The organism is Ignavibacteria bacterium (assembly GCA_017303675.1).
Lineage (GTDB): Bacteria > Bacteroidota > Ignavibacteria > Tepidaquicellales > OLB5 > OLB5.
This window is the reverse complement of record JAFLBX010000002.1, coordinates 1,562,965-1,589,433: the sequence shown is the minus strand read 5'-3', so window position 1 is coordinate 1,589,433 and position 26,469 is coordinate 1,562,965. Positions and strand designations below refer to the sequence as shown.

At 36.1% G+C, this 26,469-nt stretch carries 22 protein-coding genes and 1 pseudogene; 13 read left to right on the top strand and 10 right to left on the bottom strand.

The features are described 5' to 3' along the window. Positions 1-2 precede the first annotated feature (2 nt). Together J0M37_16445 and J0M37_16440 are read right to left on the bottom strand one after the other, a co-directional pair. On the bottom strand, positions 3-782 hold the full coding sequence (locus tag J0M37_16445; protein MBN8586678.1) for an HNH endonuclease: 780 nt from the start codon (positions 780-782) through the stop codon (positions 3-5). Further along, positions 775-2,001, bottom strand: a complete 1,227-nt coding sequence (locus J0M37_16440; protein ID MBN8586677.1) for a DNA adenine methylase — start codon at positions 1,999-2,001, stop codon at positions 775-777. The genes J0M37_16445 and J0M37_16440 overlap by 8 nt, the downstream gene beginning before the upstream one ends. A gap of 154 nt (positions 2,002-2,155) precedes the next feature. On the opposite strand from J0M37_16440, the gene J0M37_16435 reads away from it, so the two are divergent. From J0M37_16435 to J0M37_16405, 7 genes and pseudogenes are all read left to right on the top strand, one after another. Further along, complete coding sequence (locus J0M37_16435; protein MBN8586676.1) at positions 2,156-2,884, top strand: hypothetical protein; 729 nt, start codon at positions 2,156-2,158, stop codon at positions 2,882-2,884. A gap of 57 nt (positions 2,885-2,941) precedes the next feature. Then, positions 2,942-3,313, top strand: a pseudogene (locus J0M37_16430) (endonuclease domain-containing protein). A 35-nt stretch (positions 3,314-3,348) separates the two neighbouring features. After that, entirely contained in the window at positions 3,349-4,341 is a 993-nt protein-coding gene (locus J0M37_16425) for an NAD-dependent epimerase/dehydratase family protein (protein ID MBN8586675.1), read from the top strand. Between the two features lie 98 nt (positions 4,342-4,439). Beyond that, entirely contained in the window at positions 4,440-5,777 is a 1,338-nt protein-coding gene (locus J0M37_16420) for a nucleotide sugar dehydrogenase (GenBank protein ID MBN8586674.1), read from the top strand. A 65-nt stretch (positions 5,778-5,842) separates the two neighbouring features. Continuing rightward, the gene (gene wecB, locus J0M37_16415) at positions 5,843-6,937 is read left to right on the top strand and encodes a UDP-N-acetylglucosamine 2-epimerase (non-hydrolyzing) (protein ID MBN8586673.1); all 1,095 of its coding nucleotides are present in this window, start codon (positions 5,843-5,845) and stop codon (positions 6,935-6,937) included. A gap of 122 nt (positions 6,938-7,059) precedes the next feature. Then, entirely contained in the window at positions 7,060-7,839 is a 780-nt protein-coding gene (locus tag J0M37_16410; GenBank protein MBN8586672.1) for a UDP-2,3-diacylglucosamine diphosphatase, read from the top strand. Positions 7,840-7,864: 25 nt separating this feature from the next. Continuing rightward, positions 7,865-10,192, top strand: a complete 2,328-nt coding sequence (locus J0M37_16405; protein ID MBN8586671.1) for a PBP1A family penicillin-binding protein — start codon at positions 7,865-7,867, stop codon at positions 10,190-10,192. 659 nt (positions 10,193-10,851) lie between these two features. Here J0M37_16405 and J0M37_16400 read toward each other — a convergent pair. The 8 genes from J0M37_16400 to J0M37_16365 form a co-directional block, all read right to left on the bottom strand. After that, positions 10,852-12,180: an efflux RND transporter periplasmic adaptor subunit gene (locus J0M37_16400; protein ID MBN8586670.1), complete on the bottom strand. Its 1,329-nt coding sequence runs from the start codon at positions 12,178-12,180 to the stop codon at positions 10,852-10,854. A gap of 33 nt (positions 12,181-12,213) precedes the next feature. Next, the gene (locus J0M37_16395; protein ID MBN8586669.1) at positions 12,214-12,381 is read right to left on the bottom strand and encodes a hypothetical protein; all 168 of its coding nucleotides are present in this window, start codon (positions 12,379-12,381) and stop codon (positions 12,214-12,216) included. Beyond that, positions 12,378-13,607: a TolC family protein gene (locus tag J0M37_16390; GenBank protein MBN8586668.1), complete on the bottom strand. Its 1,230-nt coding sequence runs from the start codon at positions 13,605-13,607 to the stop codon at positions 12,378-12,380. The genes J0M37_16395 and J0M37_16390 overlap by 4 nt, the downstream gene beginning before the upstream one ends. A 9-nt stretch (positions 13,608-13,616) precedes the next feature. Beyond that, entirely contained in the window at positions 13,617-15,497 is a 1,881-nt protein-coding gene (gene cadA, locus J0M37_16385) for a cadmium-translocating P-type ATPase (GenBank protein ID MBN8586667.1), read from the bottom strand. A gap of 220 nt (positions 15,498-15,717) precedes the next feature. Next, positions 15,718-16,026: a P-II family nitrogen regulator gene (locus tag J0M37_16380; protein ID MBN8586666.1), complete on the bottom strand. Its 309-nt coding sequence runs from the start codon at positions 16,024-16,026 to the stop codon at positions 15,718-15,720. Between the two features lie 41 nt (positions 16,027-16,067). Further along, positions 16,068-16,454: a DUF302 domain-containing protein gene (locus J0M37_16375; protein MBN8586665.1), complete on the bottom strand. Its 387-nt coding sequence runs from the start codon at positions 16,452-16,454 to the stop codon at positions 16,068-16,070. An 18-nt stretch (positions 16,455-16,472) separates the two neighbouring features. Beyond that, positions 16,473-19,619, bottom strand: coding sequence for an efflux RND transporter permease subunit (locus J0M37_16370; GenBank protein MBN8586664.1), 3,147 nt, complete (start codon positions 19,617-19,619; stop codon positions 16,473-16,475). Between the two features lie 84 nt (positions 19,620-19,703). Next, on the bottom strand, positions 19,704-20,024 hold the full coding sequence (locus J0M37_16365; GenBank protein MBN8586663.1) for a hypothetical protein: 321 nt from the start codon (positions 20,022-20,024) through the stop codon (positions 19,704-19,706). A gap of 159 nt (positions 20,025-20,183) precedes the next feature. Between J0M37_16365 and J0M37_16360 the strand changes: the two genes are divergently transcribed. The 6 genes from J0M37_16360 (at position 20,184) to J0M37_16335 (ending at position 26,455) form a co-directional block, all read left to right on the top strand. After that, positions 20,184-20,594: a hypothetical protein gene (locus J0M37_16360; protein MBN8586662.1), complete on the top strand. Its 411-nt coding sequence runs from the start codon at positions 20,184-20,186 to the stop codon at positions 20,592-20,594. 84 nt (positions 20,595-20,678) lie between these two features. Further along, entirely contained in the window at positions 20,679-21,068 is a 390-nt protein-coding gene (locus J0M37_16355; GenBank protein MBN8586661.1) for a YHS domain-containing protein, read from the top strand. An 8-nt stretch (positions 21,069-21,076) separates the two neighbouring features. Next, a complete protein-coding gene (locus J0M37_16350) occupies positions 21,077-23,320 on the top strand; it encodes a TonB-dependent receptor (protein MBN8586660.1) in 2,244 nt (747 codons plus the stop codon). 336 nt (positions 23,321-23,656) lie between these two features. Next, positions 23,657-24,412: a segregation/condensation protein A gene (locus tag J0M37_16345; GenBank protein ID MBN8586659.1), complete on the top strand. Its 756-nt coding sequence runs from the start codon at positions 23,657-23,659 to the stop codon at positions 24,410-24,412. A gap of 143 nt (positions 24,413-24,555) precedes the next feature. Further along, the gene (scpB, locus tag J0M37_16340) at positions 24,556-25,392 is read left to right on the top strand and encodes an SMC-Scp complex subunit ScpB (GenBank protein MBN8586658.1); all 837 of its coding nucleotides are present in this window, start codon (positions 24,556-24,558) and stop codon (positions 25,390-25,392) included. Between the two features lie 145 nt (positions 25,393-25,537). Then, positions 25,538-26,455, top strand: a complete 918-nt coding sequence (locus tag J0M37_16335; protein ID MBN8586657.1) for an rRNA pseudouridine synthase — start codon at positions 25,538-25,540, stop codon at positions 26,453-26,455. The last annotated feature ends 14 nt before the right edge of the window (positions 26,456-26,469 follow it).

Here is a 26,469-nt window from a genome sequence, read left to right as displayed (position 1 = left end):
ATCTAATCACGAAATACACCATTTTCATTAATTCTGTCAATTAAATATGAAATTTCAAGAGGTTTTTTCCAGTTTCTATGTATCATTCGATGACAATTAGAACATACAGGAATTACATTATCTAAAGCATCATCAATTTTACGAGTTAAATCTTCATCTTCATATTTAAAAATTGGTTTAACATGATGAATTTCAATAAACAATTTACCTAAAGCAACACCATAAAACTTAGAAAAATTAAAATCGCATGTATGACAATCAATTGAATCATCAGTATTTTTAAATTTGTCAATAGCCTTTTCTCTTAGCAAAGTTGATCTTTCGTAAACTGAAACTTCTGTAATTTTCTTTATACCTTCTTGAATTAAAATATTCTCATCAAAAACTTCTATAGCTTTTTTATCAGTTTCAGCATTATTTTCAAGTTCAATAAATGCACTTTCTAAATCAGAATATTCAAAATCATTAACAAGTAAATATTTTACTATATCAGAATTATTTTTTAGATGTAATATGCCAGCATCAGTTATCTTATATTTTTTTTCGGTATAATCATAGTCAGCCAAACCATTTAAAGTATTATGCGATTTTAAATTTCTTACTTTTTGGGAAAATTTAGTATCATTTCTACTTGGATTTCTTTCTAAATCTTCAGGTGGTGGTTTTAATATAGAAGTTAATTTATCTATTAAAGTAGTAGTATCAATCATACCATCCGGTTGAATGTTCATTAAAAATAAACTTGGTAAGATTAATTCTTTTTCAGGAATCCGTCTAGTCATAATTTTTAATTATTAAATGTTTAGTGTTAGGATTATTTCTATTTTTAAAACTTACTAGATATCTTTTGTCAAACGATGTTATATGTAGGCCTTTGCCTTCATATAATGAAACTATAAACTCTGTATTTTTTATTACGAGCATCCATTTAGCCTTGCAGTTTTTAATAAATAAATTTGCTAATCTGATATGCTCTTCTTTTCCAAAAACATTTTTTGTATATGTGCTAAACTCACTATCATAAGGTGGATCTAAAAAAACAAAATCATTATTTGATGGCTTAAATTTTAATATAAAATCTTCAAAATCAAGACTTGTAATTTTTGTTTTACTTAAATGGTTTAAAAAATCCTTTTGCCTAAAATAATTTAATTTTTTGTTAAAGTCTTTTCTATTATACTGAATACCTCCATAAGGTACATTAAATTCACCTTTAGAATTATATCGAAACATTCCACTATATGCTTGATTCCTAATAAAATAAAAAATTACTGTTTGTACAGTTCTATTTAATTGATAGAAATTTGAATTGTTATATAAATGCCTAAAATGCATATAAAATGCACTTTTTAATGCTGTCTCAATATTCTGCAATAAATCAAAATCTATAACATCGTTTCCGTCATCTTCAATTTTTGATAAATTATTAATCTTAGAAGTTAAGTTTTTATTTAGTTCAAATAGGAAGTTTTCAATATTCATATTAAAGAAACTGCCTTTGAGTAAATCCTTAAACTCAAAATTATGTTCCAATATAAATTGAGTTATTTTGTCTTTTAACTTTATCAAATTTTTTTCTATGTGATAAGATCTATAAAGTTGTATGAAAAAATTATTATTATTTCTTACAATTTCTTCTAGAGCTTTCCAATTCTCAATAATCTTAATAAATAGATTAAAGAATAGTTCATTATTTTTCTTTGCTAATTCCAAATACAAGTTAATTAGCTCGTCTGATTTGTCATTTATAAAATAATTTTTAGCTTTTACTGCAAAGTAAACTGCACCACCACCAACAAAAGGATCATAAAAGTTTTCAATTTGTTTTGGTAATTGAGGTAAAATATAGTTAAGCTCAGAATCTTTTCCGCCAGGCCATTTTATAATAGGTGTAAGCCTTTTTTCCTTATTGTAATATGATACATTATAGTTTATTAAACTCAATGTTTCAAGTTCATCATAAGAATTATTCGTAATTCCATTACTTTTAATAAGCTTCATTTAGTAAGATAAAAATAGAATATGTTTTTTACAGTATAGTTTTTAATATCTTAACTTAAAAATTCTAAGCAAAATTTTTAAATTGTTTTTAAATTGATTGCTTGGTATTTTTGTGCTCTAAATTTTGTAAAAAACAGACAATATGAGCCATAAAATGAAATTTTTTGCAGTTTTGCTGGTTTTTTGTGGTTTTTCATTCAATTCTAACGCCCAATTACTGCCCAGTTTTGCATTTGCAGGGGGAGTAACCGCCGGGTGGCATTTTAATCCCGTAAAAAATCTGAACACAGAGCTGAAAAACGCAGGATTTCCTGAATTTTCTGAAAATGGTTTTTTAACTCTGGGCGGCGGTGGATTTATTGATCTGCCGATGAAGGATAATTTTTTAAGGATTGGCGGCTTTGGAAACGGTTTTTCTTCCAAAATTTCAAAGCAGGTTAATGATACATTAAAAAAAGACGCTAATTATTCAATGGGGCAGGGCGGCTTCAGCCTTGAATACATCATTCCCATCAGCAAAATTTTTGATATTTCATTCGGTTCACAGTTTTCAACGGGCACACTCAAGCTTGAGCTCTATAAATACGGGAATGACCTTGGAAACTACAGTACAATTTCAAACGTATTTGGTTCAAACGGCTCTTCATCAGATATTTCGCACACATTTAAATCACGTTTCTTTACTGTTCAGCCGCAGGTTGGTGTTGGTATCATGCTGAGAAAATTCATGTACCTTAAGATTGACTGCGGTTACCAGCTTGGCGCTCAGAATACCTGGAGAGTAGATAATGATGTTGAAGTAAAGGATTTTCCAAAAGGTATAGAGACAAAAGGCCTGGTAATTAATGTAGGGCTTAACTTCGGATTATTTATAAGGGATTAGATTATTCCCCTCTTGAGAGGGGAGGAATTTCGTGAAGCGAAATGGAGGGGTGTGTTAATTAAAAATCAGATTATACCATATAACTCCAAACTGGTAGATACTGCCAGGAAGCTTAGGAAGCAGGGAATTTATTCTGAAGTCTTATTATGGAAAGAGCTGAAAGGTAAAAAACTGGGTTATGATTTTCACAGACAAAAGCCTATAGACGAATAAATTGTTGATTTTTACTGCAGTAAGTTATCACTGGTAATAGAAATAGACGGTAACAGTCATGATGAAAAGGAAAAATATGATGCTAAAAGACAAAACAGACTTGAAGAATTTGGACTAACAGTATTAAGATTTAAAGATCACGAAGTTACAAAAGATGTAAAATTGGTTATTACAAAAATTTTAACGTGGATAAAGGAACACACCCCGTCCCGGTAAACCGGGCCACCCCTCTTTTTAGAGGGGAATAAGAAATGAAAAACATACTTGTTACCGGCGGAGCCGGTTTTATTGGTACAAACTTTGTCTATTATATAACCTCTAAAGGTTATAATGTCACGGTTCTTGATAAGCTCACCTATGCGGGAGGAAAAGACAATCTTGAGCCTCTTATTGCTGAAGGCAAAGTTAAATTTATCGAAGGCGATATCTGTGATAAAGATATTGCTGTTAAGTCGCTTAAAGGCTCTCAATCTGTAATTCATTTTGCGGCTGAAAGCCACAACACCCGCAGCGAAACCGACCCTGACCTTTTTTACCGCACAAATGTTGAAGGCACAAAAGTAATGCTTGAAGCCGCGTTTGAAAACGGAATCGAGAAATTCATCCATATATCTACCGATGAAGTTTATGGCTCTATTGCCGATGGTTATTTTGCTGAAGGCGATAAACTCATTGGCGATAGCCAGGCAACTTCCGCGTATTCAAAATCAAAATCACAGGCTGATGACCTTGCAATGGAATTCGGAAGAAATTACCCTGTGATAGTCTTAAGGCCCACAAACAATTTCGGCCCGTGGCAGTATCCTGAAAAAGCGCTGCCTAGATGGATATCAAATATCCTGCTTGGTGATAAGATCCCCTTATGGGGAGAAGGCCTGCAGGTGCGTGACTGGCTTTATGCGCCGCTGACATCGGAATGCCTTGAGTTCTTACTCAATAAAGGCGAAGCAGGAAATGCGTATAATGTCGCAGCAAACCATAACCCTGAGATCACAAACCGCCGGGCTGCTGAATGGATATGTGAAATGCTTGGAGTAAACAAAGATGAATGGATAAGCTACATTCCTGATCCAAGACCCAACCATGATTTCCGCTACGCTTTAAATGTAGATAAGATAACCAAGCTTGGCTTTAAGCCGGCAGTTGATCCTTATGCTCAGTTCAAAGCCACAGTTGAGTGGTATAAAGCCAATGAACAGTGGTGGAAAAAACGCAAGGAAGAAGCTGAAAGTATATATAAATAACCGGCAAACAGTTTAAACTGTTGCAGGTATTTGATACCAGATACAAGGAAATACAGAATTCTAATTTCACTAATACACTACCAGAAGGAAAACAATAAATGAGTGAAGTATTAAGAGAAAAAATCAAGCAGAAAAAAGCCAAGATCGGTATTATCGGACTGGGATATGTCGGTTTACCTCTTGCAATAGAGTTCGCAAGAAAAGGATTTAATGTACACGGCGTTGATCTTGACCAGAATAAGATCAAGCTTATACAGCAGAAAAAGAATTATATAAAAGATGTTATCAATAAAGATTTCCTTTACGCAATAAATAATAACCTTTTTACAGCTTCAGCAAATTATGATAAAATAGGCGACCAGGAAATTATCTTCATTTGTGTGCCTACCCCGGTTACTGATAATAAAACTCCTGATATTTCTTTTATAATGGATTCCACACAGGAAATTTTCAAAAGGATGAAAAGGCACACCCTGATAATATTAAAAAGCACAACATTCCCCGGCACCACCGAAGATTACGTCCAGCCGCTGCTGGAATCAAAAGGGTGGAAATGCGGCAAAGATTATTACCTCTCATTTTCACCTGAAAGGGTTGACCCAGGAAATAAAGTATATAATACCGGTAATACCCCGATAGTAGTCGGCGGGGTAACTAAAAAATGCCAGGAGCTTTCTGTGATGATAATGCAGGAAGTTGCCACAAAAGTACACCAGGTATCTTCACCCAGGGCCGCTGAAATGGAAAAGCTGCTTGAAAATATTTTCCGCAGCGTGAATATAGCGCTGGTGAATGAGCTTGCAAGGCTTTGCGACAGGATGGGAAATGTGAATATCTGGGAAGTAATAGAAGCTGCCGCAACCAAGCCATTTGGATATATGCCATTTTACCCCGGTCCGGGGATCGGCGGGCACTGCATACAAATAGACCCGTACTATCTTGACTGGGCTGCAAAACAATATGACTTCCACACGAATTTTGTTGAGCTTGCAGCTGAATCCAATGAAGAGATGCCCTTTTATGTAAGGGATATGGTTATGAGAGAAATTGCCAATGCGCCGGTTAAAGCCGCTGACGCCAATGTATTGATACTTGGCACCACATTCAAGCGCGATGTTGAAGATCCCAGGAATTCACCGGCAATAAAGGTAATAGAGCTGCTCTATAAAGAAGGAATTCAGAACATCAATTTCCATGACCCGTATATGAGAAATATAAGGCTGATGGATAAGATATTCCGCGTTCAGGAGCTTAATGAAAAGCTGCTTAAAGAAGCTGATGTTACTGTTATAGTAACAGATCATACTACATATGATTATGAATGGATAGTCGCTTTTTCAAAAAGGGTTATCGATACAAGGAACGCGACAAAGAAGCTGAAATTGAACAGGGAAAAGATAACGCTTCTTGGCGCTAACACTTTTAAGATCAGCTAGCTGAATATTAATTGACCAGAACAAAAAAGAAGATCATATCCGTTGTAGGGGCAAGGCCTAATTTTATGAAGCTTGCCCCTATTGAACGGGAGCTTAACAAACACAAATCCCTTTTCAAACATTTAATAGTACATACAGGTCAGCATTATGACCACAGGCTTTCAAAGGTATTTTTTAAGGATCTGGACCTGCCAGAACCGGATATTTATTTAGGTGCAGGCTCAGGCTCTCATGCAGAGCAGACCGCGAAAATTATGACTGAATTCGAAAAGGTCGTGTTAAAAGAAAAGCCTGATCTTGTTATTGTTTTCGGCGATGTAAATTCTACTATAGCCTGCGCGCTTGTATGCTCAAAGATACATCACGGCAGCGGTACAATCCCTATAGCGCATGTTGAAGCAGGCCTCCGCAGCTTTGATAACACAATGCCTGAGGAAATTAACCGAATTGTAACCGATGCTCTTTCTGAAATGCTTTTTATAACTGAGCGTGCCGGTGTTGATAACCTGTTGAAAGAAGGAGTTAAAAGAAACAGGATATTTTTAACCGGTGATACTATGATAGATTCGCTGGTTCATTTCAGGAAAAAAATAAATTCATCAGAAGTACTGAAGAAGCTTGGAATAAAAAAGCAGAAGTATGTTCTTGCAACAATACACAGGCCGGTGAATGTTGATAACAAAGAAAATCTTGCAAAGATCATATCAATTTTTGAAGGAATATCCCATTCAGCCCGCACTAATGATCCCGGTATAAAAATCGTTCTCCCCATTCACCCCCGAACGCTTAAGATGGCGGAGAAATTCGCACTTCTTAAAAAGCTTGAAGGAATTAATAACATAATAATTACTGAACCCGCCGGGTATACAGATTTTATAAAGCTTTTAACTGATTGTAAATTCGTAGTTACTGATTCAGGCGGCATTCAGGAAGAAGCAACTTTTTTGAAGATTCCCTGTTTAACATTAAGAGAGTCATTTGAGCGCCCGGAAACACTAAAATTGGGTTCAAATACTTTGTGCGGATTAAGTGAAAAGCTGATAATTAAGAAAACAGCGGAAATATTTAAGGGAAAATACAAAAAAGGGAAAATACCTCATTTAATGGACGGAAAAGCAGCTGTCAGAATAGTAAAAGTTATAAAAACCCGCCTCTTTTAGACCACCACAAAAGATTACATTATTGTATTTTCTATCTTTTAAAAAAGAATTAACTTTAAATTACGGGAAATTATTTTTCCCCGAAGCGGAATTTAAGCTAAAGTTAATAAAACCACTAGTTTTTGGAAGAAAAAAAGTATTATTTTTTCTCTGATGTGCATCTGGGTTTCCTGGGAAAAGATGAAGAAAAACAAAAGGAAAGGAAACTTGTAAGTTTTCTTGAAAGTATAAGGTTAAATGCCCGCGAAATTTTTATTGTAGGCGATCTTTTTGACTGCTGGATAGAATACAGAAGAGCTGTTCCAAAAGGGTTTTACAGAACCCTTGCGAAGCTGAATGAAATTGTTGAGCAGGGTATTAATGTAAATTTTTTTTCCGGGAACCATGATTTTTGGCTAAATACATATCTCCGTGATGATGTTGGACTGAAGCTTTACAGTGACTCACTTGAAACTGAGCTTGACGGGAAAAAATTCTTCATTACTCACGGCGACGGGCTTTCAAAAGGAGATACGGGTTATAAGATAATTAAAAAGATTCTCCGCAGCCCGGTTAATCAGTTCCTGTATTCACTTGTTCATCCCGATATCGGTCTTTGGCTGGCACAGGGTTCATCAAAAAAATCAAGGCTTCATACTGATGACAGGCAGAGAGTAATAGAAACATATCCTGAGAGCAGTAAAACAGGTTCACATGGTTCAGGCGGTATGCGTGATTTTGCATCGGGTAAAATAGGAGAAGGCGCAGATTTTGTTGTAATGGGGCATATTCATAAACCCCAGTATATAGAGCTTAAAAATAATGGCAGGGTTGGTTATTATATAACCCTGGGCGACTGGATCAAAAATTTTACGTACGGCTCATATTCAAACGGAATATTTGAGCTTAAAAAATTTGAATAAGAAAATCAGAGGATTTAAACCATAGATGTTCGGCGGAAAAAAGAAAAACGAAAATAACAGCAGGATAACAAAGTCTTCAGAACGCGAAGAGTATTTTAATAACCGCGATTTCAGAAGGAATATGATGAACAAAAAGAAACGTTCATCAAAAAGAAAGCTTAGCATTTTTGCCCTATTCTTAATTATCATATCTGTATTAGTAATTTCATATGGCGCGTTTCTTTTTAACGGGCTGCCGCCGCTTTCGAGCCTCGAAAATCCCAAAACTGACCTCGCGACAAAGATCTACTCCGAAGACGGCGAGCTTATTGACCAGCTATTTATAGAAAACAGGACTATTGTTTCAATCGATGCTATTCCGAAAGATCTCATCAATGCTGTAATTGCAACTGAAGACAGGAAATTTTATAAACACTGGGGTGTTGATGTTGACAGGATTATAAAGGCAATGGTGAAAAATGTAATGTCCTTTTCGGTAAAGGAAGGGGCAAGCACAATAACCCAGCAGCTTGCAAGAAATCTTTACAGGACAGAAATTGGCCAGGCAATATCCATGACCAGAAAGCTTCGCGAAGCTATAACTGCCGTACAGATAGAAAAAACTTATACAAAGGAAGAAATTCTGCTTCTGTATCTTAACCAAGTATATTTCGGCAGGGGTGCATACGGAGTAGAAGCAGCCGCTAAAACATTTTTTGATAAATCAGTTACTGATCTTACGCTTGATGAGTGCGCAATGCTAGTCGGAATGGTAAAGAACCCCTCAGGCTTTTATGACCCGATAGAAAATCCTGAAAACTGCCTTGATCGCAGAAATATTGTTCTGAACAATATGCAGGAAGAAGGCTACATTACAAAGGAAGTTTATGAGCTGGCCAAAAATGATCCCATCAAGGCGCAGCCAAGAACTATACAGAAAAAATCAACAGGACTCGGCGGTCAGTTCAGCGAATATGTAAGGCAGGTACTTGAAAAAAAATCAGAGAAGTACGGTTTTAATATTTACAGGGATGGCCTTATTGTTACAACTACGCTGAATTCACGCATGCAAAAGCATGCTGTTGACGCAGTTACCAACCAGCTTAAGGATTTTCAGCGTTCATTTAATTCCACCTGGAACTGGAAGGGTAATCGCCAGTTGCTCAATGAATCCGTTGAAAAATATATTAAACAAAGCGATGAGTATAAAAAAGCGAAAACAGACCAGGACCGGCAGAGAATTTTCAATAAGCTTAAACAGGATAATGAGTTCGTAGAAAAAGTTAAAGAGCGTGAAATAGCCGTCCAGGTTGGTTTTGTTGTGATCGATCCTAAAACCGGCGAAATTAAAGCTATGGTCGGACAAAATCCGAATTATCCCTTTAAATACGGGCTTAATCATGTTACACAGATAAAGCGTCAGCCGGGTTCATCATTTAAACCATTTGTTTATACCACTGCCATAGAAAACGGGTATTCGCCCGCATACACAATTTCAAATGATCCGCTCAAAGTTGTTATCGGCGGCCAGACATGGGCACCCAAAGGCGGCGGAACCGGCGGAATGGTTTCACTGCGCGATGGTATCACTCACTCAATAAACGTAGTTGCTGTGAGAACAGCTATGGAAATTGCGCCGATAGACCAGGTAATAAAGCTTGCGCATAAGATGGGAATTAATTCAGAATTACCAAATGTGCTTTCACTTTCACTGGGCGTAGGCGAAGTATCACCGCTTGAAATGACAAGCGCGTACGGTGTTTTCCCAAATGAAGGAATATGGGTTGAGCCTCATGCAATTTTAAGAATTGAAGACCGTTACGGCAATATAATAGAAGAGTCAATTCCTGAAACAAGGGAAGTAATAAGCGAAGGTGTTGCATACATGATGAGCGATATGATGGAAGATGTAGTGAACGATGGTACTGCTGCATCAATAAGGAACTGGTTCAACAGGCCTGCAGCCGGTAAGACGGGTACTACACAGGATTACACCGATGCCTGGTTTGTCGGATTCACGCCGCAGCTTGTGGCAGGATGCTGGCTTGGATTTGATGACCCGCGCATAAAATTCGGCGGCGGATACGGACAGGGCGGCAGAGCCGCTGCGCCGATTTGGGGCAGGTTTATGAAATATGTTTATGATGACCCGCAAACAACAATGGAATTGAAGTATTTTGAAATGCCCCCTGATGTTGAGGAGGCTAATATATGCACTGTTACCGGATTGCTTGCAAATGAAACCTGCCCGGCATATAATGACCTTATTCTGAAAAGGAACACGGGCCGAAGATGCTCAATGACTCATGCTTTTACACCAACGGAAGGTACTGAAACAACAGGTGAACCTCCGCCGGGAAGTATAGGGTTTTAAAACTCTGATAATTTTAAATTACGGATAATTCAATTCTAATGGGCGTGTTCTCCGCTAAGTTCGCCTTTTTTCATTTCTGATTTCAAATAAAACGTGCCTTTTATTACTATTTCCTCACCGTTTTTCAGTTTATCAATCTGGAATATATTTATACTTCTTAAGCCAAACCAATCAACTTAAAAGTAATATTTAGTAATTACAAAGTCTTTTTCAATAAATAATTGACATATGTAATTCCATCAATAATTTCAGACAACGATTTTTTACTTTTTTCCACTAATTCCAAGAACTTTTTGTTATCATTGAAATCTACATATAAATTTTCATAATTCAATTCATAAATTCTGCCAGTTTTACTAATACTATAATAGTACTTTTTATATTCTCCATACCTAAAATGCTTATGCATCTGGAAATATATAATTAAACCTGATGTATCTATAATTGTAAAAGACCCATACAATTGTTCAATTTCCGGTGCTTCATATAATCTTTGTTTAAGAGTATCTACTCTATAATTTAATGTACTAAAATTAATATAGTGGATACTTTTTGAACATACCGGTAATGAAAGGAAAAAAACGAATATAATACATATTGTGTGTTTGAACATATTAAAAATGTTTAATAATTTATTGTTATTTTCTAAATGTCATTTGTCAATGTTCATGCTCTCCCAGTTCACCTTTTTTAAGCTCAGATTTTAAATAAAAGGTTCCTTTAGTAACGATATATTCGCCTTCTTTTAATTCTTCCAATGGAAATATCTGGATAAATTTATCGTCTGAAACACCGGTGTTTACAATTATCTTTTTGAAGACAATACCTTTTTTGTGTTCCTCTTTACCTGCTTTATCGTTTTTTCCGGCTTCTTCTTTATGTTCTTCTTCACTGTGTTCATCTTCTTTGTGCTCATCATGATCTTCGATTTCTTTTATCTCGTCGGTTTTTACGAAAATATACTTACTCTCACCTTCTGTTTCAATTGCAGAAATTGGCACCGCAAGAACACTTTCCTGCTTAACATATATCTTAGCAGAAACAAACATATTGGGCAGTAACTTCTCATTTTTGTTGTTAATGGCTACCCTTACTTTTACCGTACGCTTTGCATCATCAAAGACCTTATTTACAAAAATTATTTGTCCTTCATAAACTTCATAAGGATCAACTGATACATCCAATGTTACTTTCTGCCCCGCTGAAACATACGGCAGATCCTGTTCAAAAACATTTAGATCTACAAATACAGTAGAGGTATTAATTATATGGAACATATCGCCGGAAGGCTCAACATACTGTCCGACAGATACATTTCTTTCTATTATGTTACCTGAAATAGGCGCGGTAATTGAATAATACCTTTGTAAATTAGCTACAGTATCTTCATATATATTATCAAACCTGTTCTTGGATATCCTGTAACTGCTTAATTTTTCCTCTAATGTTTTATAATCTGCCAGCGCCTTTTTATATTTTGATTCAAGTTCATTTAATGTTTTTTTTGAGCCTATGTTATCGCTGTTAAGCTTTAACTGTCTTTCGTATTCTCTTTTTGAATATTCATATTCATTCTTAGAATTTATATATTCAACCTGAACATCTATAAGCTGCGGGTTTTCTATTACAGCCAGAGTTTGACCGGCTCTGACATATGAACCCTCTTTAACATAAATTTTCCTTACCCTACCCGGAATAATGCTCCCTACTTTTGATTCCTGGTCAGGGTTTATCACAACTTCGCCGTTTACCTTAATGTAACCCGATATATTTTCAAGAGCAAGCTTTTCGCTTTCAATGCCCATTAATTTTATCTGATCATCAGTTAAAGCAACCTCGCGGGTTTCATTCTCTTCAGAATGGTTTTCTTCTTCAGGCTTCGTATCACCCTGCTCCTTATTACTATCGCCACAGCTCTGAATTACCATTGCTGCGATAATAAACATAAGAGTTATTATAATTCCTTTTAGTTTGATTATTATATTCATAATTATTTCATTTTTGGATTACATAATAGAATGCTATTTATGATTATGTCCATCCCCTTCTTTATGGTCATGTCCATCGTCTTTTTTATTTTCATTTTTTGTATCTGCCTCTTTTTTCTTGCTTTCCTCTTTTGTACAGCCTGGAATTACCAATGAACCTGATAAGATACAAAGAATTAAAAATAATTTTAATTTTGTCATTTTATTTCTCCCGCAATAAGTTTTTCTAATTTATAAATAGAAGCGTAATAGCTGAATAATGATCTAAGGTATTGTGTCCGTGTTTCATAAACTATCTGTAAAGCCTGTAAATATTCCACATAATCAATTGCTCCCTCTATGTAGCTTATCTTAGCCTGTCTTAATATTTCATCTGTCTCCGGCATAGCTTCCGTATGGAAAAATAAAGACTCCCTTAACCCGTTTTCAAATTCTTCAAATGTACGGTTAACATCATTTTCAATTGTTCTTTTTATATTTATTTCTTCATTTGAAGCAATATCCAGTTCATAACCTGCTTCCTTTATATTACCGGTCTCTTCCCACCAGAACCATAATGGTACACCCAAGCCAAACTCAACACCCCAGAAACCGGCATCATTTCCAATTTTCTGTGTGTAATATTTGAAAGAAAATTTGGGAAGCAATTCAGACCTGGTTAATGATAATTTATTACTGAACTTTTCCCTTTGATATTTATTTATTTTCAGATCAGGATTATTTGATAATGCTGCTTTTTTTATTTCTTCTTTATTAAGTATAATTTCCCTGAAAATAAGCTCATCAGTTGGCACGAAATTGAAATAAGTAACATTCGTCAGTTTCTTAAGCTCTGACCTGGCTTTTATTATTTCTGACTCAATATTCTTGATCTCGTTCTCAAATTTTATCTTATTTACCTTAGCGCCTAATACTTCCAGGTTACTTGTTGCGCCTGCGTCATATTTTCTTTCCGCTGTAAAAAGGAAATCATCATATATTTTGAGATTTTCGCGGGCTGTTTCAAGCATTTTGATGTTTAAGATCAAGCTTAAATATGCATTTTCAACTTCATTTTTTAGATTAATGGCAAGTTTATTTAACTCCTGCCTGGAAATTTCTACCTGTGAACTTTGAACATCATTACGTAGAAAGTAATTTGTTGGAAATTCCATTTCCTGCAGAATACCAATTTTCCTTGATTCAAAGTTTTTTATATTTCCTTTAATTCCTTCGAACTCAATAAATAACTCAGGACGAGGTATATTAAACGATTTAAGCTTTATCGCTTCTTCTTTTTTTATGTTTAATTTAGCTGTCTTAATTTCCTGATTATTTTCTATAGCTATTTTAACAACTTCATTCATGCTGAATTTCTGTGAATAAACTGAATGCTCGTTGATTTCCAATATCAGAAAAGCCAAAAACAATAATTTTAATAGTTTCATGATAAATAATTATTTAAAATTCAACAGCCTTAAACTGTTTATGATTACTAAAATTGTAACGCCTACATCAGCAAAGATAGCCATTACTAGGTTGCTTAATCCCATTACTGCTAGCACGATAAATAAAAATTTTGTACAAATTGCAAAAATAGTGTTAATTTTGATGGTTTTTATAGTCTTCCTGCTTAACCGTATTAAAAATGGAATTAAATTGAGGTTATCATTCATTAAAGCTATATCTGCTGTTTCTATGGCAATATCCGAACCGGCTGAACCCATTGCTATCCCTATATTGGCAAGTGCAAGCGCAGGTGCGTCGTTTACACCATCACCTACCATAGCCACATTTCCATACTGGTTGATAAGTTTACTTATCTCATTTGATTTCCCTTCCGGTAGTAACTGGCTCCTTAAGTCAGAAATTCCCACTGATGAGCCGACAAAGTTAGCTGCCTTATCATTGTCGCCTGTCATCATTACCGGTACTACTTTCAGTACTTTAATTTCATCTATTGCATTCTTACTGTCACTCTTAATTTCGTCCGAGACTGCAATAATGCCCTCTACAGTATTATCATTACTTAATACAAGGGCAGTTTTTCCCTGTTCCTGCAGTCTTTCCACTACTTTAACAATGTCCTGCTTTACAGTATGCTCTTCAGCTACAAACTTCAGACTTCCCAATACATGGTGAGCATCTGAACAGACAATGCAATCTCCTTTAACGCCTTTTCCTAAAACAGCCTCAAAATTTTTAACCTTATGAAAATCAATGTTCTCTTCATTTGCTTTTTCAATAATACTATGAGCAATGGGATGCTCTGAAAAGACCTCAAAACCAGCAGCACAAGCAATTAATTCTTTTTTTGAAAAACCATTAAGCGGAATGATGTCACTTACAATAGGTTTTCCATATGTAATAGTTCTTGTTTTATCCAGGGCAATTGCCTTAATTTTTCCTATATCTTCAAGATACTTTCCGCCCTTAACTAATATTCCTTTAGAGGAAGCATTTCCTATTGCTGAATATATTGAAACAGGGGTTGAAATAACCAAAGCACAGGGGCAGGAAATAACCAGAAGAGTTAAACTCATTAACAGCCACTCATTAAAATTACCGTTTAGGAATAAAACGGGAATGAGTATCAAAAATGCCGCAATAACCAATATTGTTGGGGTATAATAAGCTGAGAACGTATTTATAAATCTTTGTGTATCAGACCTGGCTTTTGAAGCCTGGAATGTAAGCTCAATTATTTTCGACAAGGTAGAGTCTTTGGATACCTTAGTTACTTCTATTTCTATATATCCCTGTTTATTAATTGAGCCAGCGAATACGGTATCATCAACTCGTTTATCAACCGGTATAGGTTCGCCTGTAATCATAGATTCATCAATAAATGAAGTGCCTTCAGTAACTGTACCATCCAGGGGAATCTGATCGCCTGGTTTTATGATAACTATTTCTCCTACTGAAACTTCCTGAATCGGCACATCACCTTTGGATTTTATATTGGCGGTTTTAGGTGAGTTATCTATTAAAGACTGAATAGCGGATTTACTTTTTACAATCCCATATCTTTCCATGTATTCACCTAATGTAAAGAGTATAATTACTATAGCAGCCTCAGGATATTGTTTTAAAAAAAACGCACCGCATATTGCGATAAACATGAGTGTATTAATGCTGCGAAAATTAAATTTGACTAAATTCCTGATTCCGCTCCAAATCGTTCTGTAACCAATCGCGATGCTGATTAATCCAAATAATGCAGCTTCAAAAGTATTATTAAAATGAAAATCCAATAGAGACATTATCTCAAAAATCAGAACAAAGAATAATGCTACTAACAAATATTTAAATTTCTTATCTTTTATTAATTCTTTCATATTCAATAAAATAAACCTGATTTTTAAAAACAATTTTTATTCTAAGCTTAGACAGAATACTATTTTCTACTTCAGTTCACTGGTCAACAGATTTATCGTCTATACTATGAAGGTGATCCTGAATTTTGGTGCTTCGTTATAATTCTTTAAAAAAGAAAACTGATAATATTAGAATTAGCATTGTAAAAATGATCTTATATTTTTTTCAAAGTATTTAGAATTAAATTATAAGATATTTCTCAATAACCTCAACAATAATAATACCATCTCCGGAATTTCCGGTATGAGCATGAGATTTAATCTTGTTTATGAAATTATCTGTCTTTTCGTTTTCACAAACAATACTAATAACTGCGATCTTAGAAACACTTTCGCCAAGTTCGGATGAGAAATTACTGTGCAGGATATCCACGTACTTCAAGGCGCCTACCTCGTCGATAACACTTACATACTCTGCCCCTTCTTCCTTAAGGCTGTCTAAAATATCACGCACCTTAAAAGATTTCACAAATGCTTTTATTAATTTCATAAAATTATTTCTTAATATTATTAAAAGATTGGTTCCAATTTTTATAATTTAGCCAGAATCTTTTTTAATTTATTCGAAACTGCTGAAGAAGCGATAATTAAGTCTTTGTCACTAAATATCCTCATTGCAATAGAATAATTTACAGCACAAATACGAATTTGATTGTTTTTCAATTCACGTACAACGATACTAAAGGGAAGCATTAATCCAACATCTTTATCAACAAGTAAAGCTTTATAAGTAATTAATGGATTATATATATTGAAAATTTTATAATTTCCAATTTCCACTTCCAATTTCTTATTTAAAATGTCTCTTAAATCCAACTCTCTCAATACTATGAAATCCTCATTTATTAATTCTTTTTTTAAATTATTCAGTGTTTCTTTAAAAGAGGTCTTAACGAACTTTGTTAAAGTATATTTCATATAAAGTAATTTAACTAACTATAATGTTTCACGTTTTTTTAAATCATTTTTAGGATTTACGTGTTTATTAAATATACCGTAAAGTACGGGTAAAACTATCAGAGTAAGCAAAGTAGAAGAAATTATTCCGCCGATAACAACTGTTGCCAAAGGTCTCTGAACTTCTGCCCCGGCACCCTGTGAAATTGCCATTGGTATAAAACCTAAAGAAGCAACCAGGGCAGTCATCAATATTGGTCTTAATCTGGCTGATGTACCTGAAATTATACGGTCATGTACATTACTTATCCCTTCTTCTTCAAGCCGGTTAAAATAAGCGATCATTACAATTCCGTTCAATACCGCAACACCAAACAATGCAATAAACCCAACACCGGCAGAAATACTGAATGGCATGCCTCTTATAAGCAGTGATATAATTCCTCCTACAATTGCAAACGGAATACCTGAAAATACCAGTAGACCCTGCTTAATGGAATTGAATGCAATAAACAACAGTGCAAAAATAAAGAGCAGCGCAACAGGTACTGCAATAAGCAGCCTGTTAGAAGCGCTTTCAAGATTCTTAAATTGTCCGCCATACTCTATTATATAACCCGGGGGCATTTTGATACTCGAACTGATCTTGCTTTTTAATTCATCAACAAAACTTCCAATATCCCTGCCTCTGACATTTCCCTGTATGACGATCCTTCTTTTCCCGTTATCCCTTGTTATTTCCGCGGGTCCTTCTTTTACTTCGATATCGGCAAGCTCGGAAAGCGGAATTTTAATTCCCGAAGGCGCTGCAACAAGAATATTCCTGATGGAATTCATATCCCTTTTATATTCATCATCATACCTTATCACAATATCAAATTTCCTGTCACCTTCAAATATCACACCCGCCGACTTGCCCGCCATTGAAGTTTCTATAACATCATTAACGTCATCAACATTAATGCCATATAAAGCAATTTTATCCCTGTTTATTTTAATTTGCAGCTGCGGTAAGCCTTCTAACTGCTGAACAGAAATATCTTCTGCGCCGCTTATGGTCGACATGACTTTTGAAACTTCATTGCCGTGTTTTGTTAATACGCTCAGATCATCACCAAATATCTTAACCGCGATATCACCCCTTGCGCCTGATATCAATTCATTGAACTTAAGTTCAATTGGCTGTGTAAAAGATAAGCCTACCCCGGGCACTGCAAGTAATTCTTTTTGTATCTTTTCTACAAGTTCTTCTTTGGTTTTGACTGTTGTCCATTCTTCAATGGGTTTTAATATCACTATTACATCACTTATCTCGGGTCCCATTGGATCGGTTGCAAGCTCAGGCGCTCCGGTTTTGGTTACAACAGTTTTAACTTCTGGGAATTTAGCTTTTAATATCTGCTCGCATTTTGTACCGAGATTAACAGACTCGGTTAAAGAAACTCCCGGTAGCCTTACTATCTGAAATGCAAGGTCGCCTTCATCCAGCTTAGGTATAAATTCAGAACCCAGTTTTGTGAAAGCAAAAAGACTTATAATAAGCATTAAAACAGCAACAGATATAATTACAAACTTATTCTTTAAGGAAAATTCAAGTACAGGCTGATAGAGTCTTTTGATAAAATTAATTATTTTATCAGCAATATTTTCCTTTTCGCTTAAATTTCTTTTTAAGATAAGCGAACACATCATTGGAACATATGTCAGCGATAAAAGCAGTGCCCCGACCAGCGCAAAACCGACAGTAAACGCCATTGGTTTAAACATCTTACCTTCAATCCCGCCTAATGCAAAAATTGGCAGGTAAACAATCAAAATAATAAGAACCCCGAAAATTGCTGATTTAATAATACCGGATGAAGCGTTAAACACAGTTTCATTTAATTCAGATCTTTCAATGGGTTTTTTATTTAAATGTATCTTTGCAGCTACTGTAACAATAACAGATTCAACAATTATTACCGCGCCGTCAACTATCAGTCCAAAATCAATTGCCCCTAGCGACATTAAATTTCCGGATACTTTGAATAAATTCATCATTATCAGTGCAAATAACATTGCAAGCGGTATCACTGATGCAACTATAAACCCAGCACGCAAATTACCCAATAATAAGAACAAAACTAAAATGACGATAACTCCGCCTTCTATGAGGTTTTTTTCTACTGTTGCAATAGTTTTATTAACAAGATCTTCACGGTTATAGAATTCATCTATTGTAATCCCTTCGGGTAAAGAAGGTTTAATATCTTCAATTTTTTCATGAACTCTCCCGGCCACTTCTCGGGAGTTTGCTCCTTTTAACATCATCACAATACCGGTTACAACTTCGCCATTCCCATCCTGTGTAACGGCGCCGACTCTTAAACCTTCTCCATATTCAACATCAGCCAATTGTTTTAAATATACCGGTGTACCGTGGTCGGATTTTACAACAATATTCTTAAGATCGTCCATGCTTTCGATAAGACCGATTCCTCTGATAGAATACTGGTCGGATTGTTTTTCTATAAAACCACCGCCAACATTACTGTTATTATTTATAACAGCCTCATAAACTTCTCTTAGAGTGATATTGTAATTTGTTAATGCACTGGGATTTATGTGCACATGATATTGTTTTTCAAAACCGCCAAAACTGTTTATTTCAGCAACTCCATCAGTACCAAGTAACTGCCGTTTAACTATCCAGTCCTGTATTTCCCTCAATTCGGCATTATTATAAGTGGTATCTTTCGGGTCTATTGGTCTTACAACATACTGATATATTTCACCCAGTCCCGTGCTTACTGGCGCCATTTCGGGTTTACCTAAACCTTCCGGTATGTTTTCTTCGGCATCCTTTAGTTTTTGAAAAACCTGGTTCCTTGCAAAGTATATATCAACCTTATCATCAAAAACGATTGTAACAACAGATATACCGAATTTCGAAATTGACCGCATTTCCACAACATCAGGAATACTTTTCATTGAAATTTCGATCGGGTATGAAATGAATCTTTCTATTTCAGAAGCCGAAAGTGTGGGACTTGAAGTGATTACCTGTATTTGGTTATTTGTAATATCTGGTACAGCGTCAATAGGCAATTGTATTGCGGAATAAATTCCGGCTAAGATCAAAATAAGGATACAAAAGCCCACAACCATTTTTTGCTTTATTGAAAAAGCTATAATTTTATCTATCATTAACTAACATTAACTAATATGAATGAAAATAAGCGCTACGCATCTATTGCGCACACTTCATATAAATAAAAATTTAAACTTAGTTTATGCTTTTGGAGGCGGAGATGTTGGTTTATATGATAAGGGGAAAATATTGGAATGATCAATTACTTCAAGATCAATTGAAGTAGTATTAATTACTGAAAGATGATTTGTAGAAATTGAAATAGCAATATTGCAGCACAGGCAGTTGCATAGGGGGGAACAAAGGTCATGATAGTCATCAGTATGCGTATCTTCAATGTGTACTACGCCTTCTGTTTGACAGAATTCAGTAGTGAGTACGTCATTGCATGGTTTAAGCGCCAAAAACAGTACATATATCAGCAAAAATGCTGAAAAGTATTTATGTAAATATACAAACATATACAAATATAAACTGCTGAGGCTTATTAATCAAGGGATTTGAGTAAATCGCCGGAAAATGTACTAATATTTTTTTTAAGTTTTGTATTTTATGTAATTACAGTATATTATGATAAAAGTCATTTTTTTTAATGATAAAGTGTGTTAAGTTTGTACAGAATGAAGGAACATTTCAGAAATATCATCAGGATCTTTGTAGCTTTTTTAATGCTTGCCGGAGGCAATTTTGTTTTTGCGCTGGCGCATGGTGATTGTTTTATCAGCTCTCATGGCCACATTACCTGCGAAATGGAATGCTGCCAGGAAAACCCCTGCCTTGAAGAAGAAGAAGAAGAAAACACAATATTAACTTCGGTTGAAACTGACTCCTGCTGCCAGACTCATATAGATCAAGCCATTGAGCAGGATATTACTCTGCCAGTAATATCACACAATACTGAACTTTCCAAAACCATTTATTCTAATATTGATAAAGTTTCAAATAATATCGAACCAAACGGTTTTATTGCATTCATACACAAACACAAAACTACAAATATTCTCCTCATAAATTCAGTTCTCCGCATTTAAAATTAATTTTCATTACTGGTTTTTTAAATTTAAGCCTGCGGCCCGGCTGCGGGATTTTATAAATTTTTATTAATGAAAATTAAAATGAAATTATACTTCATCCTATCCGTATTTATTATTGCAGCGGCATTTACAAATGCAGAATTCAAAAATTATTCAGTACCTTATCATTATTCTGATACTTCGATGGTCTGTCCCGTAACTGGTGACCCGGTTGCCGGCGAACATATTGTTTACAGGTATATAGATAAAGAATTAAAATTCTGCAATGATGGATGCTTGATGGCTTACAAAAAAGATCCGTCAAAATATTCCGAACATCTTAAATGCATGCCATGTAATGATGATGATGCTAACCGTGAGATAAGCACAACCCATGATGGAGTGAAGTACTATTTCTGCGGAAAAGGATGCAAGGGAAAATTTGAAAAAGATCCCGAATCATACTTGAAGCAATTTTCCAAACAGAACTGAAAATTACAATGAAAACCATTAGAGGATTTTTAATAATACTGTTATTGCTTTCCTCGGGCAGCCTGCTTTCGCAAAGTATAACCGGTTACATATACGGCGATGACGAAGGCAAAAAGCAGCCGCTTGATGCGGCTGTGGTTAAGTGGATAAATACCACAAAGGGAACAATTACAGATGAAACCGGTAAGTTTGAACTTACTCTTGTTAACATTACAGATAAAAGGCTTGTAGTATCTTATGCGGGATATAAAACTGATACTGTTGATGCTGCCGATAAGCAGTCAGTTGAAGTTACACTGATACCAAACATGTCAACTTCAACAATAAATGTTGAAGACCAAAAGAAATCCACGCACTTTGGCAATTACAATGCCAAGACAGAAGTTATCACTTCACAGGAGCTTGTAAAAGAAGCCTGCTGTGACCTTGCAGGATGCTTCGGCAGGAATTCTTCAGTGGAAGTTGCAGTAACAGATATTATCACCGATGCGAAAGAGCTGAAGATACTTGGCCTCGAAGGCGCATATACCCAGCTTCTGGTTGATAATATGCCGCTGATGTCGGGTCTGAATACCAAGTACGGTATTTCCAGCATTCCCGGTACACAGATAGATAAAATAACGATCTCAAAAGGCTCAAACTCCGTTATACAGGGTTATGAATCCATCAGCGGTATCATGAACGTGATACTGAAGGATTATAATAATTCTGACAGGCTGCTTGTAAACGGTTTTGTGAACAGTATGCTTGAAAAACAGTTTAACCTTAACTTTGGCAACAGCATAAATAAAAAATGGAGCAATATTTTAACTTTTCATACAGTACAGAAATCAAATGTAATGGATGATAACGGCGACAGCTTCCTTGATAACCCGCTTATTACAAGGTATGTGCTTTATAATAAATGGAACCTGAGCGATAAGGATAACCAGACTGAATTCAATATTGCAGGGAGGTACTGGAATGAAAAACGCGACGGCGGCCAGACAAATGATCCATCACATAGCGGAACGCATACGACAGGGCATGCATTGTATGAGCAGAATGTTAAGATAAATTCAGCAGAAGGATACTCAAGGTTCAGCAAACAGTTCACAGAAACCAGCGGCTTAAAGATGTATCTTACATCTTCATATTATGACCAGGTTTCCAATTACGGATTCACCAAATATGACGCTAAGCAGACAAGCTTTTCTGCTATGGGATTTTATGAATTTGAGCTGATGCCCAGAAGCTACCTAAAAACAGGCTTCAGCTATAAATACCAGAAGATTGACGAAGTAATTGCATTTGGTGATACTACTTCAAAAACTTACGCTGGTAACTATATTAAGAAAGAAGCTATCCCCGGAGTATTCGCGGAAAACTCACTCAGCTTCTTTGAAGATAAGGCATCATTAATGACTGGCATCAGGCTGGATAACCATAATGAGCACGGGCTAGTAGTTACACCAAGAGCGCTTTTCAGGTACCAGCCGGTTAAAACTATTGTTTTAAGGGCATCAATCGGCACCGGGTTCAGGACACTAAATTTATTCAGTGAGTACTCAAACCTTCTTGCAAGCTCCCGTAATGTGGTAATTGCAGAAACACTTGAGCCGGAGAAGACACTTAACTACGGCGTTGACCTGCTTTATTATTTTGGCGGCACATCATTTTCAGGCAGTGTAAATGTTGATTTCTACAGAACAGAGTTCAGCAATAAGATCATACCTGATTACGATTCAAACCCGCGTGAAGTAATATTCGCAAATTTGAACGGCAGGGCATTTTCAAATGTAATGCAGAGTGAAGTCAGTATCACTTTACTTCGCAGCTTAGATCTTAAATTCGCGTATAAATTCATTGACCTGAACTATGAAAAAGACGGCGTAAAATATGAACAGCCGTTTGTTTCAAAACACAGGGTGCTTTCAACAATATCATATATTACAAATAATAAGGAGTGGTCATTCAGCGCCGGGCTCAACTGGTTCGGCAAACAGCGTTTGCCTTCAACGGCATCAAACCCGGTGGAGTATCAAAGGCCAACGGAATCAAAGCCGTATACAATTGTAAACGCGCAGGTTAATAAGAACTTTAAATATTTTGAATTATACGCAGGCGTTGAAAATCTGCTGGATTTTAAACAGGATAACCCAATTATTGCCGCAGATGATCCTTTCGGGCAGTATTTTGATACCTCATTCATCTGGGGTCCGACAAAAGGCAGAGAGATATATGCAGGCTTCAGGTTTATTTTAGGCAAGTAAAATAATCAGAGAATATTATTATTCATGAACAAGGGGCCTCAAGCCCCTTGTTTTGTTTATGTGAAGCGTTTAGTTTAAAAGCCGTCGTTGGTGTTTTCACCAACGACAAAATCATACAGTTCAAGGAGAAAATAATTGTTATCGTTAAAAGATGATTTTGCCATTCTTAAAGTCTTATAATGAGTGGGCCGTTGGTGAGAACACCAACGGCGGCGAATTACACTAATGTATGAACAAGGGGCCTCAAGCCCCTTGTTTTGTTTATATGAAGCGTTTAGTTATTATCATCGTTACTGCATTTAAATTCAACAAAGATACCTTTATATTCGCAGGAATATGTACAGAATAAAGCTCAATGAATTCGAGGGTCCCTTAGACCTCCTGCTGTTCTTTATCCAGCGGGATGAGCTTGATATTCACAATATCCCCATATCAAAAATCACCAATGAATTCTGCGAATATGTGAATTATATCCAGGTGCTAGATCTTGAGCTTGCCAGCGAGTTTATACTAATGGCGGCTACCTTAATACAGATAAAAGCCAAGATGATGCTGTTTAAGCCTGAGGAAATTACCGAAGAGGAAGAGGATCCCAGGTATGAGCTGGTAAAAAGGCTGCTTGAGTACAAGCGGTTTAAGGATGCTTCGCAGGAATTCGCAACCCTTGAAGAAGAACACCGGAAGGTGTTTTACCGCAATGATTTTGACGGCGACTATAAAATTGACGATGAAGCCGAAGAAGATGTAACTATACAAAATCTGACCCTATATAACCTTATCAAAGCGTATAAATTCGCAATGGAGCATCAGCCCAAAGAGGTTGTTCACAACATCACGCGAATGAATGTTTCCATTGATGAGCAGATAGCGCATGTAAATACGCTTTGCAGCAGCGCTGAATATGTGTCATTCCTTGAAATGATAATAGGGATGGAAAAGATAAGAATAGTGGTAACATTCATTGCAATCTTAGAAATGGCAAAAAACGGCATAATTGGTATAAAAATCAATGAAACTTTAACGGATTTTCATGTTTTTAAAATAGCAGAACTGCCTGAAGAGGGTATTATAGAGACCTCAAGTTTTAATTAATTTTTTGTTTTTTCTCTTTATTTAGCAAAAAAGCTTTATTATATTCGTAATCTGCATTATAAACTCAAATACAAGGCTATACGGGCGTGGTATCTCGTTTCTTATTTATCTAAACTAAAGTTTAATAACAATATATACCATAAATGAATTTTGACGGCATAAAAAAAATTGTTGAAGTTTTGATCTTTTCATCAGATAGGCCCCTGACGTTAAAACAGATGAAGGATATTATCAACCAGGAAAAATCCGAAACCGGAGTTACCTCGGATATCCGTAATATCGAAAAGGCTGTTGGTGAGCTGATAGAAAAATATAATACCGGCGATTATTCATTTAATATCATACAGGTAGCCGGCGCATACAGGTTTGCTACCAAACGTGAGTTCGCTCCCTGGCTGGCTAAGCTTAACAAGGAAAAATTAAAACGCAGGCTGTCACAATCAGCCCTTGAAACACTTGCCATAATTGCATATTCTCAGCCGATAACCAAAGGTGAAATAGAAGCGATCAGGGGAGTTAATGTTGATTACATAATCGGCTCACTGCTTGAAAAAGATCTTATCACCATAAAGGGCAGGGCAGAAGTTGTTGGAAGGCCGATGTTATACGGCACAACCGATAACCTGCTTGAGTATCTTGGAATAAATGATATAACAGACCTGCCGCAGTTAAAGGCAATTGATGAAATTATCAAGTCGGGTCCGCCGGAAGGTGTTACCCAGAGCGATATTGATTTCTACGAAGAAATTAACCAGATCCGCGAAAAGATAACATCCGGCGGGAACGCCGCAGGACAGTTAATTTCGGAAGTTAACACAGATGAGAACGAAAATGTTATTATCCACGAAATGAGTTCTGAATTATCCGGTTTAAAAACTGATGATTCAGAAGCAGAAGTGAATATTATTGATGATAAGAACGATGTTACAAGCTCTGAAAGAGACGGTATAGAAAGTATCAGTGATGAAGAAAGTAATTAAAAAAAGAACTTTCAAAAGATCTGATGATGTACCTGAATATATAAATCCCGAAAAGAAGTCATGGAGTAAATCTGATGCAGAAGATAATTACCGGGGTGAGGATTCAGGAACTGACGATATAAAACTTACAAGGCTAAACAAATTTATTTCGAATGCGGGTGTAACCGCAAGAAGAAAAGCAGACGAATTAATTTTTACAGGAAGGGTTACAGTAAACATGCAGACTGTTACAGAACCGGGCACAAAAGTTAACCCGGAAAAAGACGTAGTTAAAGTTGACGGGGAGAAGGTAAAGCCTCAATCCGAGTTTATCTATGTCGTCCTCTTTAAACCAAGGGGATATGTAACTACCACTCACGACGAAAAAGGCAGACCGACCGTGATGGATCTTATAGGTCTCAATACCCGCCTATACCCTATCGGCAGGCTGGATTACGATACAGACGGAGTTCTCCTGCTGACAAATGACGGGGAGTTTTCCAATATGATGATGCATCCCCGCCACAAGGTATTTAAAACTTACTTTGCCAAGCTGGATAAACCCATGGAAGAGAATGATACTAAAAAGCTTCGCGAAGGTGTTATGATCGACGGCAGGCCGACATCAAGGGCAAAGGTCAGGATCATTCCCAATACAGGCGACCAGAATATCTGGATATCTATCCACGAAGGAAGGAACCGCCAGGTAAGAAGAATGCTTGAAACATTAGGGTATATAGTTCAAAGATTAAAAAGAGTTGAATACGCAAGGATAGGCCTTGACGGCTTAAAACCGGGTGAATGGAGATACATGACCCCTGAAGAGCTTGCCGATGCCAGAAAGCTTGCAACGCCAAAACCACCGGTTTTCAGGAAACCTGAGGTTACTGAAGCTCCCGAAGGTGAAGTGCCCGTGAAAAAGGAAAAAAAGGGCAAGAAGGGCGGCAAAAAGAAGAAGAAGAAAAAAGACAAGCTTAAAAAAGCTGCTGCAGTTCAGCAGCCGTCTTCAGACTCTGATGTTCTGGAAAGTATATCCAAAGAACTTGAAAATATTTCTGAACAGATTTCCGATAACAACGAATAAAAGCTTTAAACCCG